The organism is Adlercreutzia faecimuris (assembly GCF_022669055.1).
Taxonomy (GTDB): domain Bacteria; phylum Actinomycetota; class Coriobacteriia; order Coriobacteriales; family Eggerthellaceae; genus Enterorhabdus; species Enterorhabdus faecimuris.
In genome coordinates this window covers 950,810-963,830 of sequence record NZ_JAJMLW010000001.1, presented here as the reverse complement: position 1 = coordinate 963,830, position 13,021 = coordinate 950,810, and the positions used below count along the sequence as shown (strand labels likewise).

General features: G+C 71.7%; 14 protein-coding genes. 2 read left to right on the top strand and 12 right to left on the bottom strand.

What is annotated here, in order from left to right:
- The first annotated feature begins 179 nt into the window (after nt 1-179).
- Together LPT13_RS03415 and LPT13_RS03410 are read left to right on the top strand one after the other, a co-directional pair.
- A complete protein-coding gene (locus LPT13_RS03415) occupies nt 180-1,388 on the top strand; it encodes a diphosphate--fructose-6-phosphate 1-phosphotransferase (RefSeq protein WP_242163529.1) in 1,209 nt (402 codons plus the stop codon).
- Nucleotides 1,389-1,559: 171 nt separating this feature from the next.
- The gene (locus LPT13_RS03410) at nt 1,560-1,775 is read left to right on the top strand and encodes a helix-turn-helix domain-containing protein (protein ID WP_242163527.1); all 216 of its coding nucleotides are present in this window, start codon (nt 1,560-1,562) and stop codon (nt 1,773-1,775) included.
- Between the two features lie 206 nt (nt 1,776-1,981).
- Here LPT13_RS03410 and LPT13_RS03405 read toward each other — a convergent pair whose 3' ends face one another.
- From LPT13_RS03405 to LPT13_RS03350, 12 genes are all read right to left on the bottom strand, one after another.
- Nucleotides 1,982-3,199, bottom strand: coding sequence for a MerR family transcriptional regulator (locus LPT13_RS03405; protein WP_242163525.1), 1,218 nt, complete (start codon nt 3,197-3,199; stop codon nt 1,982-1,984).
- Between the two features lie 467 nt (nt 3,200-3,666).
- Nucleotides 3,667-3,969: a ferritin family protein gene (locus LPT13_RS03400; RefSeq protein WP_242163523.1), complete on the bottom strand. Its 303-nt coding sequence runs from the start codon at nt 3,967-3,969 to the stop codon at nt 3,667-3,669.
- A 147-nt stretch (nt 3,970-4,116) separates the two neighbouring features.
- Nucleotides 4,117-4,449: a hypothetical protein gene (locus tag LPT13_RS03395; RefSeq protein WP_242163522.1), complete on the bottom strand. Its 333-nt coding sequence runs from the start codon at nt 4,447-4,449 to the stop codon at nt 4,117-4,119.
- Nucleotides 4,450-4,457: 8 nt separating this feature from the next.
- Entirely contained in the window at nt 4,458-5,009 is a 552-nt protein-coding gene (gene queF, locus LPT13_RS03390) for a preQ(1) synthase (protein ID WP_242163520.1), read from the bottom strand.
- A 139-nt stretch (nt 5,010-5,148) separates the two neighbouring features.
- Nucleotides 5,149-5,886 (bottom strand): 7-cyano-7-deazaguanine synthase QueC, encoded by a 738-nt coding sequence (gene queC, locus LPT13_RS03385; RefSeq protein WP_242163518.1) that lies wholly within the window; start codon nt 5,884-5,886, stop codon nt 5,149-5,151.
- Nucleotides 5,887-5,903: 17 nt separating this feature from the next.
- A complete protein-coding gene (locus LPT13_RS03380; RefSeq protein ID WP_242163516.1) occupies nt 5,904-6,809 on the bottom strand; it encodes a radical SAM protein in 906 nt (301 codons plus the stop codon).
- A 4-nt stretch (nt 6,810-6,813) separates the two neighbouring features.
- Nucleotides 6,814-7,233 (bottom strand): 6-pyruvoyl trahydropterin synthase family protein, encoded by a 420-nt coding sequence (locus LPT13_RS03375; protein WP_242163514.1) that lies wholly within the window; start codon nt 7,231-7,233, stop codon nt 6,814-6,816.
- 317 nt (nt 7,234-7,550) lie between these two features.
- Nucleotides 7,551-8,168: an IMPACT family protein gene (locus tag LPT13_RS11815; protein ID WP_242163512.1), complete on the bottom strand. Its 618-nt coding sequence runs from the start codon at nt 8,166-8,168 to the stop codon at nt 7,551-7,553.
- 3 nt (nt 8,169-8,171) lie between these two features.
- Nucleotides 8,172-10,070, bottom strand: a complete 1,899-nt coding sequence (locus LPT13_RS03365; RefSeq protein ID WP_242163510.1) for an ABC-F family ATP-binding cassette domain-containing protein — start codon at nt 10,068-10,070, stop codon at nt 8,172-8,174.
- Nucleotides 10,071-10,073: 3 nt separating this feature from the next.
- The gene (locus LPT13_RS03360) at nt 10,074-11,438 is read right to left on the bottom strand and encodes a DHA2 family efflux MFS transporter permease subunit (RefSeq protein ID WP_242163508.1); all 1,365 of its coding nucleotides are present in this window, start codon (nt 11,436-11,438) and stop codon (nt 10,074-10,076) included.
- Nucleotides 11,438-11,995, bottom strand: a complete 558-nt coding sequence (gene pth / locus LPT13_RS03355) for an aminoacyl-tRNA hydrolase (protein ID WP_242163506.1) — start codon at nt 11,993-11,995, stop codon at nt 11,438-11,440. Before pth ends, LPT13_RS03360 begins: the two co-directional genes overlap by 1 nt.
- 39 nt (nt 11,996-12,034) lie before the next feature.
- Nucleotides 12,035-13,006 (bottom strand): ribose-phosphate diphosphokinase, encoded by a 972-nt coding sequence (locus LPT13_RS03350; RefSeq protein ID WP_242163504.1) that lies wholly within the window; start codon nt 13,004-13,006, stop codon nt 12,035-12,037.
- Nucleotides 13,007-13,021 lie beyond the last annotated feature (15 nt).

The window sequence follows — 13,021 nt, the reverse complement described above, 5'->3', positions numbered from 1 at the left end:
CTCACAAACCCGGTGGGCTGTCATTTGCCCCCTTGCCCCCTTTCCCGGGTTCGTTACAATTCGGGCACGATTCCCGGCCAGGGGTCGCCGGCGCCGCGGGCGCGGCGCTACCGTGGCCCCAGCAAGCCCGCCGCAGGGCCTCCCGCGGCGCCGACCCGAAGGGACAAGGAGGACACCCCATGGGCAACTGCCTCGTCGCTCAGTCCGGCGGCCCGACCGCCGTCATCAACGCCAGCCTCGCCGGCGTCATCCGCGCCAACCAGCTCAACCCCGTCTACGGCCGCGTGCTCGGCGGCATCCACGGCATCGAGGGCGTGCTGGCCGGGCGCCTGTTCGACCTGACCGACCTGCCCGCCCGCGAGATCGAGGTGCTCAAGCAGACGCCCTCCTCGGCGCTGGGCACCTGCCGCTACAAGCTCAAGCGCGGCAACGACGCCGACTACCGGCGGCTCGTGGAGGTCATGGACGCCCACGACGTGGACGTGATGTTCTACATCGGCGGCAACGACTCGATGGACACCGTGGACGCGCTTTCCGAGTGGGCCGCCGCCAACGGCTGCGCCAAGCGCTTCGTCGGCATCCCCAAGACCGTCGACAACGACCTGGTGCCGGTGGACCACTGCCCCGGGTTCCCGAGCGCCGCCAAGCTGGCGAACCTGGTGACCCACGCCACGAGGCTCGACTACGACGCCTACGAGCGCCCCGAGGTGTTCGTGCTGGAGACCATGGGCCGCGACGCCGGCTGGCTGGCCGCCAGCTGCTGCGTGTCGGGCGACGTCGACCTGCTGCTGCTGCCCGAGGCCCCCTTCGACCGCGACGCGTTCCTGGCCCAGGTGCAGCGGAAGATGGACGAGACGGGCGCCTGCTACATCGTGGTGTCCGAGGGCGCGCGCTACGCCGACGGCACCTACCTGGCCGCCGACGACACGGCCAACGACGGCTTCGCCCACGCGGTGCTCGGCGGCGCGGCGCTCACCCTGAAGCAGATGATCGTGGACGCGGGGATCGCGCCCCGCGGCGTGGTGCAGGACCTGTCGCGCGCGGCGCGCTCGTCCAACTTCGCGCAGTCGCTGGTGGACATGACCGAGGCCTACGAGCTGGGCCTGAGCGCGCACATGCGCTCGGCCGACCCGGCGTTCACCGGCATGGTGGTGGGCGTGGCGCCCCGCGCCGACCTGGACGCGCCCTACGAGGCCCGCTTCTTCGCCGGGCCGGCGGGCGAGTTCGCCAACTACGTGCGCCAGCTGCCCGCCGAGTGGATCCTGCCCGACTACCAGGGCGTCTCGGACGAGGCGCTGCGCTACTTCGCGCCCCTCATCGAGGGCGAGCCCAAGCTCGTCTACGAGCACGGCCTGCCCGCCACCGTGGTGCCGTTCAACCGGCGCTAGCGCGCCCCCGCGCCTACACCGCTAAGAGGGCCCCGCGTCTTCCGGACACGGGGCCCTCTTTTGCCGCCCGGCGCCCGCTGGGCGCGACACCGCCGAGCCTCCTCGCCCCATCACGGTAAATGACTTCGGATTTGAAGCCATCTTAGGTGGCCCAGCACATAGCCTTTGGGCATGGACGCCAAAGAGAAAAGAGCTGCGCTGGGGATTGCCGTCCGCCGGCGGCGCGAGGAGCAAGGGCTCTCGCAGCAGCGGCTCGCGCTCATGATGGGCAGCAGCAAGTCACATATCTGGCGCATCGAGACCGGGCGCGTGTCCGTCGGCATCGACGACCTCATCCGCATCGCCGACGCCCTCGACGCCCGCGTGGGCGACTTCATCGCGTTCTAGCCGCCCGCCGCGGCCGACTCCCCCGACCCGGAGGGCGCCGCCGCTGCGCGCGGTGGCCGTCACGACGTGCGCACCCGACGCGCTTTCAGGTGGGCATCGCACTGCTACCGTGCGCAGCCTGCTTTCGAGGCAGGGACGGCGTCATGTGGCAACCACACCCAGCACGCTTTCAGAGCGAGGGGCGACGCATCGCACCGCACCCTCCCCTAGTCGCGCAGGCCCTCCCACCAGGAGGGGTCGCGGCCGCCGGCGCCGGCCTCCACCGCGCGGACGACGGCGTCGGCCGCCACCTGCAGCTCCCCCGCGTCGATGCCGATGGCACCCTCCGGGTCGATGAGCGTCATGATCTCCCCATCATCCAGCGCGTTGCCCGCGAAGCGCAGGATGCGCTCGCGCAGCCGCGCGTACCCCGCCCGACCCGAGGCCTCGGACACCGGGCCGTTCTTGACGTAGAACCCGCCGGTCATGCGCCCGATCAGCCACGCGAGCTCCTCGGCGGCTTCCCGCGATCGCGCCTCGGCCACCAAGGGGCGCGCCACGGCTGCGCCCTTCGACGCGAGGTCGTGCTTCCACGCCGCAGCGGCAAGCGGGACGAGCGGAGCGGCCTCATCCATGAACCGGCGCAGGAACACCAGGAAGAACGCCGTCTCCACGGTGGCGCACATCGCCTCGCCCCCGACGCGCTCCACCTCGGCCGCGATGGGCCGCTCGTCCTCGAACAGCGCCCACCAGCCCAGTATTCCCAGCTCATCGTAGGGATGCACGTACAAGTCCCACCACGACGACAGGAGGGCGACCATCCGCTCGAACGGCGCGAAGCCGCCCGCCGTCCCCGCCTCCCTGAACTCCTCGATGATCTTGTCAAGCGCCAGGAACGCCACCGCGCGCTCCTCCGGCGTCGCCATCTCGTCGTCCCAGCGGCGCCCGTGCTCGTAGGGTGGCAGCAGACGCGCGGCGTCGGCCAGATCGTCGATGACGGCTGGCCCGGCGATGAGCCCCTCGATCAGGTCCGATTCCGTGAGCGCCAGAAAGCGCGCGAACAGGATGAGGTCGCGCAGCTCGGCCTCGCGCCGGCGCAGAGCCGCCAGCTTCTCGTCGAACACCGCCAGGATGGCGCCGTCGCCCGCATCGATGACCCCCTTGATCTCAGCGAGCGTGAAGCCGTATTCCTTGAGCGCGATGATGCGACCCAGCCGGTCGATGTCCCCCTCGTCGTAGAGCTTGCGGTTGTTGGCGACGCCCTGGCCGCTGCGCCGCGGGCAGAGCAGTCCGATGTCGTCGTAGTGCTGCAGCGTCCGCGGGCTCACGTCGGCGAGGCGCGCCACCTCCCCCGCGGTCATGAGGCGCCCGTCCTCCGGCTGCCCGTGCACGAACAGCGCGGGGCGCCCCTTCCAGGTGTTCGACTGGTTTCTTCCATCGGTCATGGCGTCGGCTCCTCCCTCTCCGGCCGCCACCCCGCGCAGGGACGGCGGCGTCGTTCTCACCCGAAGCATAAACGTGCACGTAACGTGCAGGTCAACGGGTTTTCGCCAAAAATTGGACTTGTGAACCCGCAGAGCGCCTGCAAACGGCGGGCAGATAAGTTAGCCGCGTCTTTTTCCTGGGAAAACACCCAGAGGGAACGGAGGAGGAGGCGCGGAAGGGAGGGAGCGGAGCGCACAAGTACGATTTTTGGCGGAAAAGGCTGATTGGATATGCGCGCTTGGGAGTCGGGGCGCGGGCGTGTCGGAACGTGCGCAGCGCGGGCGGGCGCGAGTGGAACATGCGCGCTTGGGAGGCGGAGCGCGATGCAGGCGGGACACGGATAGGACGTGGGCGGGGCGTGGCGCCCGAGGACGCGAAAGGCCCCGGGCGCTTGGCGCGGCCGGGGCCCTGGCGGTGGCAGGATGCGTTACTTCTTGGCCTTGCCGAGCATCTCGCGGACTTCCTCGCGACCCTCGTCGTGCAGGCCCTTCTCGTCGGGAGCCAGACGCTCCAGCAGCTCGAGCAGCTCGCCCATGTGCTCGCGCTCCTCGTCGCGGATGTCGGAGAGCACCTTCTTGGCGTCCTCGTTGTCGGTGGCCTGGACGTGCGCGTCGTACTCGTGGATGGCCTCGAGCTCGCCCACCAGATCCTGGCGGATGGCGTTCACGAGCTCCTCGTCGGTGAGCTTGCGCGGCACTTCCATGACGAACGGATTGGACAGGATGGCCATAAGTCGCTCCTTTCTGCGGGATGTTCGCAACCATGCGCCGCGCGGACCCACCCGGCGGCGATGCGTACATCCTAGGCAGCCAACGGCCGCCCGCGCCGGACGCGCGGCCCTCGCAACCAACCCGTAGGCGCCTCGAAAGAAAGCCGACTACTCCCCCGCCGCGCCCGCGCCCAGCGTCGCGCCCGCGTCCGCCGCATCCCACGCGTCAGCCGCCGCATCAGCGCGCCGCGCGCCTCGCACGTCGTCCGCACCTCGCGCGCCCGCCGCATCCGCCTCCGCGCGCACGGCGTCGGCCTCGCGGCCGATGAGGTCGCTCGCCACCTCGAAGGCGGCGATGCGCCGGCGCGCCAGCGTGATCTGCGGCTTGAGCCGCGTGGCGTTCTCCTTCGCCTCGAGAGTGCGCAGGGTCTCCCGCAGCTTGTGCAGCGTCGAGTCGACCTGGCGCCGCGCCTCGACGAGCTCGTCGTACCCGTAGCCCACGGCGCCTCCTAGCGGTTGTCCACCTTCTCGGGGTACAGGTCGTGGTTGGCCAGGCGGTTCCAGGCCACCTCCTCCCAGCGGGTGCCGGGGCGCCCGTAGTTGCAGTACGGGTCGATGGAGATGCCGCCGCGCGGCGTGAACTTGCCCCACACCTCGATGTACTTCGGATCCATGAGCGCGATGAGGTCCTTCATGATGATGTTCATGCAGTCCTCGTGGAAGTCGCCGTGGTTGCGGAAGCTGAACAGGTAGAGCTTCAGCGACTTGCTCTCCACCATGAGCTCGCCGGGCACGTAGGAGAGGTAGATGGTGGCGAAGTCCGGCTGGCCCGTGATGGGGCACAGGCTCGTGAACTCGGGGCAGTTGAACTTCACGAAGTAGTCGTTGCCCGGGTGCTTGTTCACGAAGGTCTCGAGCACCGACGGGTCGTAGTCGGAGGGGTATCGCGTGCCCTGGCTGCCGAGGTGCGTGACGCCGCCGGCGCGGGTTTCGGCGTCGTCGCGGCCGGCGCCGCGGGCCTGGAAGTCGGCGAAGGCGGCAGAGAGGCTGGAGGAGGTCATGGGAAGGTCCTTTCTGGGGGAAGACGGGGAATGCGGAAGAGGCAGGCGGACGCGGGGCGGCGCGGCACTGCGGGGCGTGGCGGGCACGGCGCGCCGATGCCCAGCGCCGGGGCCGGTGCCGCCCGGCGCGCTCGCCGGGCTAGCCCAGCAGCGGGTCGGCCGCGCCGTTGGCGGCGAAGGCGGCCGCCCGGTCGATGCAGGTGGCGCACGTGCCGCAGGGGGCCTCGCCTCCCTCATAGCACGACCACGTGAGCTCGTAGGGCACGCCCATCGCCAGCCCCTCGGCCACGATGGCGGCCTTGTTCGCGTTCACGAACGGAGCCTCCAGGCGCAGCTCGCCGCCCGTGCCCTCGGCGATGGCGCGGGCCATGGCGTCCACGAACGCCGGCGAGCAGTCGGGGTAGGCGTTGCCGGCCCAGTCGTCGTGGTGCGCGCCGTAGAGCACCGTCGAGCAGCCGAGCGACAGCGCCATCGAGGCCGCCGAGGACAGGAACAGCCCGTTGCGGAAGGGCACGTAGGTGCTCACCGGCGCGCCCTCGGCGGCGTCCTGCTGGTCGGCGTAGGCGCCCCGGGGCAGCGCGGCGCCCGAGTGGGACAGAAGCGAGCAGTCGCTGTCGGCGAAGATGGCGGCCAGGTCGAGGAAGCGCTGCTCCACGCCGTAGAAGGCCGCCACGGCGCGGGCGGCGTCCAGCTCGCGGGCGTGGCGCTGGCCGTAGGACACCGACAACGCGTAGACGTTGGCTGCTCCGAAGTCGCGCACCGCGCGGGCCAGAAGCGTCGTCGAGTCCACGCCGCCGCTGCACAGCACGAGCGCCTTGGGCGCGTCGGCGCCCGCCGCGGGCCGCGCGCCCACGGCCGCGCCGGGCCCGGCTTCCACGCGCTCCTCCCCCGCCATCAGACGCCCCGCTCCACGCCGGGCCAGATGATCTTGTGCAGCTGCAGCTGCAGCGTGGCGTAGGCCATGGCGTGCTCGCGCATGAAGTCGACCACCACGGCCGGGTCGACGACGCCCATGATGGGGCTCAGGTACACGCCGCAGCGGCCGCCCAGGCCGTGGGCCTCCACCACCGCGAGCATCGCGTCCAGGTCGTCCTCCTCGGCGATGACGAACTTCACCACGTCGTCGGCGCCCAGAAGCGCGTAGTTGTCCTCGTTCATGGCGCGGGCCTCGCCGCTGGCGGGCAGCTTGCAGTCGAGCGTGAAGCCGAAGCGGCCGGGCAGCCCCTCCTCGGCCAGGCGGTCGCGCAGGGCGACGAGCGGGCGGATGGGCTGCGAGCCGTTCGTCTCGATCTCGACGAACAGCGGGCCGGCGGCCGGCGCCTCCTCCGCCGCGGCCGAGGCGCGCTCCACGAGCGACGCGTAGGACGTGGCGCCCCCCTCGTCGGCGGCAGCCGCGCCCGCGCGCACGAGCGCCTCCACCAACCCGGCGGCCCCCGGCTGCAGCAGCGGCTCGCCGCCGGTGAGCGTCACGCACTCCACGCCGGCCTCGCGCACCCAGCGCACGAGCTCCTCGGTGGTGCGCCACTCGCTCACCGAGTCCGAGCCCTGGGCCCACGCGGTGTCGCACCAGGCGCAGCGCAGGTTGCAGCCGGCGAAGCGGATGAACGCGGCCAGGCGCCCCGAGCGCGGCCCCTCGCCGTTCACGGACACGAAGCGCTCGGCGATGGGCATGATCTCGGCGCGGTTCTCGGCCGCGGCGCGGCGCTCGGCGGCCTGGACGGCCTGGCGGCGCGCCTTCTCCTCCTTGGCCACGACGTTCTCCAGCCAGTCGGGCAGGTCGTTTCCCTTGTCTCTGGTCATCGGGCTACCTCCGGTAGATCGCGCAGTTGGCGGGGGTCTCGTAGACGTCCACCTGGGACACGGGCAGGCCGAGCTCGGCCAGGCAGTCGAAGAACCAGCGGGCCAGGTTCTCGGCCGTCACGCGGAAGGGCACCGTGAACAGGGTGAAGCCCTCGCGGTCGAGGCAGGCCAGCGTGTCGGGGGAAAGCGAGCCCTCCTCGACGAGGAAGTGGTGGTCGAGCCGCTCGGTCAGCGCGCGCAGGGCGCCCTTGAACTCGCCGAAGTCGACCACCATGTCCTTGCAGGTGCCCTCGCGCTGGAGCTCGTCGACCTCCAGGTAGGCGACGACGCGCCAGCGGTGGCCGTGCAGGTTCTCGCACTTGCCGTGGTAGTCGGTGAGGAAGTGGGCGGCGTCGAATTCGCTCTCGGTTCTCAGTCCGTACATGGGGCCCCTCTCGTCAGGCCGGCGCGGGCGCGCCCGCGGGTGGCGTTTCGGTCGCGCACCATTATAGGCCAGCCGCGTCGACGCCACGGAAAACCGCCGCCGTTTCGCAAATTCCGCCGGTTCTGCACTCCCGTCGCGGGCGTTCGGGACGCCTGGCCGCACGGGCGCCCGCGTTTCCCCAGGTGGGGATGGGCGGCGATGGGCGCAATCGCGGCTGGGGGCCGTTGCGTGGGTGCAAAACCGTCGGAATTTGCAGAACGGGGCGCGTTTGGCGCGATGGGCGCGACGCGACCGGCGGCGCACCTCGGCGCCCGTCGCTAGAACGGGGCGTCGAAGGGATCGCCCGGCAGCAGCTCGGCGGCGCCGGCGGTGGCCTCGGTGAGGGCGCGGGCGAGGTCATCCTGGCAGCCGTCGAGGACGCGCAGGGTGAGCGCCACCGCCGCGCCGAAGTCGGCGTCCTGGACGCGGGCGCCGGCGGCCTCGGCGGCGCGCACCGCCGGCTCGTAGAGGCGGTAGGGCACCTCGGCCAGCACGTCGACCACCCGCGACACGCTCACCACGTCGGCCGCGGCGATGGCCGCCCGCGTCGCGTCGCCGTAGGCGCGCACGAGCCCGCCTGTGCCCAGGAGCACGCCGCCGAAGTAGCGCGTCACCACCACGGCCACGTCCTCGAGCCCCGCGTGCTGGACGGCCTCGAGCGTGGGCATCCCGGCCGTCTTGGCCGGCTCGCCGTCGTCGGTGTAGCGCACGCGGCCGCCGCGCAGCACGTAGGCGTACACGTTGTGGCGCGCCATGCGGTGCTCGGCGCGGACGGCCTCGATGAACGCGAGCGCCTCCTCCTCGGTCGCCACCGGCGCGATGCGCGCGATGAACCGCGACCTCTTCTCCACGATCTCCGCCGCGGCCTCCCCCGCGACGGTCCGGTACGCCGCCACGGGCTACTCCCCCAGCTTCTCGGCGGCATCGAGCCACTCGAGCTCGAGGGCGTCGATCTGCTCCTCGAAGTCGGCGATCTCCTCCTGGAGGGCCGTGAGCGCCAGGTAGTCGGACGGGTCGGCCTGGGCCATCTCGGCGCGCTTGGCCTCGATCTTGCCGCGCAGGGTGTCGGCCCGCTTCTCGTTGGACGCCATGAGCTTGCGCAGCGCCCGCTGCTCGCCGCCGGAGAGGCGCGCGCCCGTGACCGGGGCCTCCGCGTCGCCTGCGGCCACGCCGCCCGGGGCCGCCGCGCTCGCCGCCCCCCGCGCTCCGCCGCCCGCGGGCGTGCCCGCGGCGCCGCGCGACCCGCCCGCGCCCGCGCCGCCAGCCGCCGCCTCGCGCGCCGCGGCGCGCTCGCGCTCGTCGACCAGCCGCAGGTACTCGTCCACGCCGCCCGGCAGGTGGCGCACCTTGCCATCCAGGATGGCGAACTGGTGGTCGGTCACGCGCTCCATGAGGTAGCGGTCGTGGGTGACCAGCAGAAGCGTCCCCGGCCAGCCGTCGAGCAGGTCCTCCACGGCGGCCAGCATGTCGGTGTCCAGGTCGTTGCCCGGCTCGTCGAGGATGAGCACGTTGGGCTCGTCGAGCAGGATGAGCATGAGCGCCAGCCGCCGCTTCTGGCCGCCGGACAGGTCGCACACCGGCTCGTTGAGGTCGGCCTTCGAGAACCCGAGGCGCTCGAGCAGCTGGGCCGGGGTGACCTCCTTGCCGTCGAGCATCGTGCGGCGCGAGTAGCGGCCGATCACCTGGCGCACGCGGTCGTCGCCCCACTTCGCCAGCTCGTCGAGGTGCTGCGAGAGCACGGCGAAGCGCACGGTCTGGCCGATCTTCACGCGGCCGGCCGTGAGCCTCTGCACCCCCTGGATCGTGCGCAGGAGCGTCGTCTTGCCGGCGCCGTTGGCCCCGACGATGCCGTAGCGGTCGCCCGGCCCGATGATCCAGTCCACGTGGTCGAGCACGCAGGGCCCGTCGCCGAAGCGCACCGTGGCGCCCTCGAGGTCGACCACCTGCTTGCCCAGGCGCGCCATGGCCATGCGGCGCAGCTCGATGGGGTTGCGCAGCTCGGGCACGTCGGCGATGAGCGCGCGGGCGGCGGCCACGTGGAACTTGGGCTTGGTGGCCCGGGCCCGCGCCCCGCGCGAGAGCCACGCCAGCTCGCGGCGCAGCTGGTTTCGACGCTTCTGCTCGGCCAGGTCGGCCAGGCGGTCGCGTTCCACCCGCTGCATGATGTAGGCCGAGAACCCGCCCTCGAACGGGTCGATGGCGCGGTCGTGCACCTCCCACATGGCGGTGCACACCTCGTCGAGGAACCAGCGGTCGTGGGTGACCACCAGCAGCGCCCCCTGGCCCGGGCGCCAGCGCTCGCGCAGGTGCGCCGCGAGCCACGTGATGGCGCGGATGTCCAGGTGGTTGGTGGGCTCGTCGAGCATGAGCACGTCCCAGTCGCCCACCAGGAGGCGCGCCAGGTCCACCCGGCGCCGCTGCCCGCCCGACAGCGTCCCCACGCGCGCGTCCCACGGGACGTCGGCCAAAAGGCCCGCGATGATGTCGCGCACCCGCGCGTCGGCGGCCCACTCGTACTCGGGGGCGTCACCCACCACGGCGCGCCCCACCGTGTCCGCGCCGTCGAGCGCGTCGGCCTGGCCGAGCACGCCCACCGACACGCCGCGCGTGCGGATGACGCGGCCCTCGTCGGGCTCCACCATCCCCGCCAGCAGGCGCAAAAGCGTCGACTTCCCGTCGCCGTTCCGGCCGACCACGCCGATGCGCGCGCCCTCGTCCACGCCGAGCGACACGCCCTCGAAGACGGTCTTGGTGGGGAACTCCACCCGCGCGCGCTCGCATCCCAGGAGGAAGGCCACGGGCTACCTCACCTTCGCCAGCGTGACGGCCAGCACGGCCACGGCCAGCGCGGCGGACAGGCCGAAGGCCAGCTGGTAGCCGAGGGCCGGGGCCGCGCCGAGCGAGCCCGCGGTCGTGATGAGCAGCACCATCGCCGCCGTCCCCAGCGACGCGCACGCCTGGCGCGCGGTGGCGAAGAAGGCGCTGCCGTCCATGACGATGGCGCGCGGCAGCTTGGAGAGCCCCCAGGACGCGTAGGGCCCGATGAGCGAGCTCACGCCCAGGCCGCGCACCGTCTGCATGAGCGTCATGGCCCACAGCGGCGTGGCCTCGTCCATGAACGCCATGGCGACCGACCCGGCGGCCAAAAGCACGGCCGACACCACCGTCACCGGGCGCACGCCCACGCGGTCGGCCAGGAAGCCCGCCAGCGGGTTGCACACGAGCGCCATGATGGTGGCGGGGATGAACACGATGCCGGCCTCGAGCGCCGTGCCGCCCTGGAGCCCCACGACGAACAGCGGCACGATGAGGGTGATGCCCATGAACGACGCGAACAGCAGGTTCTGGGCGGCGAAGCTGGCGCGGAAGCGGCGCGACTCGAAGATGCGCAGGTCGATGAGGGGGTCGTCCACCCGGCGCTGGCGCCGCACGAACAGCCCGAGGCACGCCGCGCCCACGGCGACGGCCGCCCACACCAGCGGATGGGAGAGCCCCAGGGTGGACGCCTCGGAGAACCCGAGCAGCAGGCCGCCGAAGCCGAGCGTGGAGAGCAGGAGCGAGCGGGCGTCGAGCCGCGCGTCGCGGGTCGGGGCCTCGCCGCGGGGCACGGTGAGCGCGGTGGCCAGCACGAGCGTCGCCAGGATGCCCAGCAGGATGGCGTAGAAGCTGCGCCACCCGAGCGAGTCCACCAGCGCGCCGCCGATGAGCGGGCCGATGTTGGGCGCGAAGCCCATGGCGATGCCGGCGATGCCCATAGCCGTGGCGTTCTGCCCCGGCGGGAACCGCGTCATGGCGATGGACTGGAGCACCGGCAGCGTGATGCCCGCGGCCACGGCCTGCAGCACGCGGCCGGCGAGCAGCACTCCGAAGGACGGGGCCGCGCCGGACACGACGGCGCCGGCCACGAAGATGCCGAGCGCCAGGAACACGAGGCGCCGCATCGGCAGCCGCTGCGCCAGCCACGTGACGGCCGGCACCGTCACGCCGAGCACGAGCATGTAGGCGGTGGTGAGCCACTGGCCCACGGCGGCGTCCACCCCGAAGTCGGCCTCCACGCCGCCGAGCATCGAGTTCATCACGGTCTGGGTGAGCGAGCCGAGCGCCGTGGCCAGCACCACGATGGCGAACAGGGCGTAGACGTGCCCGCGGTCGGTCAGGCGGATCATCAGTTGAACCTCTGCTGCGTCTTCTCCAGCCCGTTGTCGATCAGGTAGAGCACGGCCTGCGCGCCCTTGTCCACGGCGCAGTCGAAGTCCTCCTTGGCCTCCCGCTTGGGAAGCGACAGCACGTAGTCGGCCACGGCCATGCGCCCCGGGGGCCGGCCGATGCCGATGCGCAGGCGGAACCAGTCGCGCGTGCCCGTCTTGTCGCAGATCGACCGCAGGCCGTTGTGGCCCGCGTGCCCGCCGCCGAACTTGGCGCGCACGGTGCCCGGGTCGATGTCGAGCTCGTCGTGGACGACGATGAGGTGGGCGCCGTCCACGCCGTAGGCGTTCATGAGCTGCTTGACCGGGCCGCCCGAGGTGTTCATGTAGCTCTGAGGCTTGGCCAGCACCACGTCGTGGTCGTGCCAGGCGCCCTTGGCCGTGAGCGCCCCGCACTCCGTCTTCCAGTAGCGCACGCCGATCTCGTCCGCGATGGCGTCCACCACGTCGAACCCGGCGTTGTGCCGCGTGTGCGCGTACTCATCGCCCGGGTTCCCCAGGCCCACGATCAGGTACATTCCTCGCCCGTCTTCCCTCTTCCCCGGCTCTTCCCGGCCCTACAGGGCGAAGTCGGGGTCGAACAGGTCGGACACGGAGCGGTTGGAGTAGACGTTGGCGATGGCGCGGGCGAAGAGCGGCGCCACGGAGATCACCTTGATCTTGCCCGTCTGCTTCTCGAGCGGGACGGGGATGGTGTCGCAGACGACGACCTCCTCCACGTCCAGGTTGGCCATGCGGTCGAGGCCGGGGCCCGAGAACACGGGGTGGGTGCAGCAGACGTAGATCTTCTCGGCGCCCTTGTTCTTGAGCGTCTCGACGGCGGCCACCACCGACCCGCCCGTGTCGATCATGTCGTCGTTGAGGACGCAGATCTTGCCGGCCACGTCGCCGATGAGGGCCGTGATCTCGGCCTTGTTGTGGCCGGGGCGCCCCTTGTGCATGATGGCCAGGTCGGCCTCGAGCATGTCGGAGAGCTTCTTGGCGGCCTTGGCGCGGCCCACGTCGGGCGACACGACGCACAGCTTGCTGTGGTCGAGGTTCTTCGCCTTGAAGTAGTCGGCCAGGATGGGCAGGGCCGTCAGATGGTCCACCGGCATGTCGAAGAAGCCCTGGATCTGGCCCTGGTGCAGGTCGATGGACATGACGCGGGTGATGCCCGAGCTGGTGATGAGGTTGGCCACCAGCTTGGCGGTGATGGGCTCGCGGGCCGCGGCCTTGCGGTCCTGGCGCGCGTAGCCGTAGTGGGTGATGACGGCGGTGATGGTGCGGGCCGAGGCGCGCTTGGCGGCGTCGGCCATGATGAGCAGCTCCATGAGGGCGTCGTTGATGCGGTCGCCGGCCACTGACTGGATGAGGAACACGTCGGCGCCGCGGACGCTGTCGAGGTAGCGCGCGTAGATCTCGCCGTTGGAGAACCGCTCGAGCTTCACGTTGCCCAGGCTCACGCCCAGCTCGTTGGCGACCTTATCGGCCAGCTCGGGGTTCACCGAGCCGGAGAACAACGCCAGGCTCTTCTGCATTTCGGTCATGGAGACGCTCCTTCA

Coding starts and splice junctions, on each gene's coding strand:
- LPT13_RS03415 (WP_242163529.1), top strand. CDS start 180: ATGGGCAACTGCCTCGTCGCTCAGTCCGGCGGCCCGACCGCCGTCATC.
- LPT13_RS03410 (WP_242163527.1), top strand. CDS start 1,560: ATGGACGCCAAAGAGAAAAGAGCTGCGCTGGGGATTGCCGTCCGCCGG.
- LPT13_RS03405 (WP_242163525.1), bottom strand. CDS start 3,199: ATGACCGATGGAAGAAACCAGTCGAACACCTGGAAGGGGCGCCCCGCG.
- LPT13_RS03400 (WP_242163523.1), bottom strand. CDS start 3,969: ATGGCCATCCTGTCCAATCCGTTCGTCATGGAAGTGCCGCGCAAGCTC.
- queF (WP_242163520.1), bottom strand. CDS start 5,009: ATGACCTCCTCCAGCCTCTCTGCCGCCTTCGCCGACTTCCAGGCCCGC.
- LPT13_RS03380 (WP_242163516.1), bottom strand. CDS start 6,809: ATGACCAGAGACAAGGGAAACGACCTGCCCGACTGGCTGGAGAACGTC.
- LPT13_RS03375 (WP_242163514.1), bottom strand. CDS start 7,233: ATGTACGGACTGAGAACCGAGAGCGAATTCGACGCCGCCCACTTCCTC.
- LPT13_RS03360 (WP_242163508.1), bottom strand. CDS start 11,438: ATGATCCGCCTGACCGACCGCGGGCACGTCTACGCCCTGTTCGCCATC.
- pth (WP_242163506.1), bottom strand. CDS start 11,995: ATGTACCTGATCGTGGGCCTGGGGAACCCGGGCGATGAGTACGCGCAC.
- LPT13_RS03350 (WP_242163504.1), bottom strand. CDS start 13,006: ATGACCGAAATGCAGAAGAGCCTGGCGTTGTTCTCCGGCTCGGTGAAC.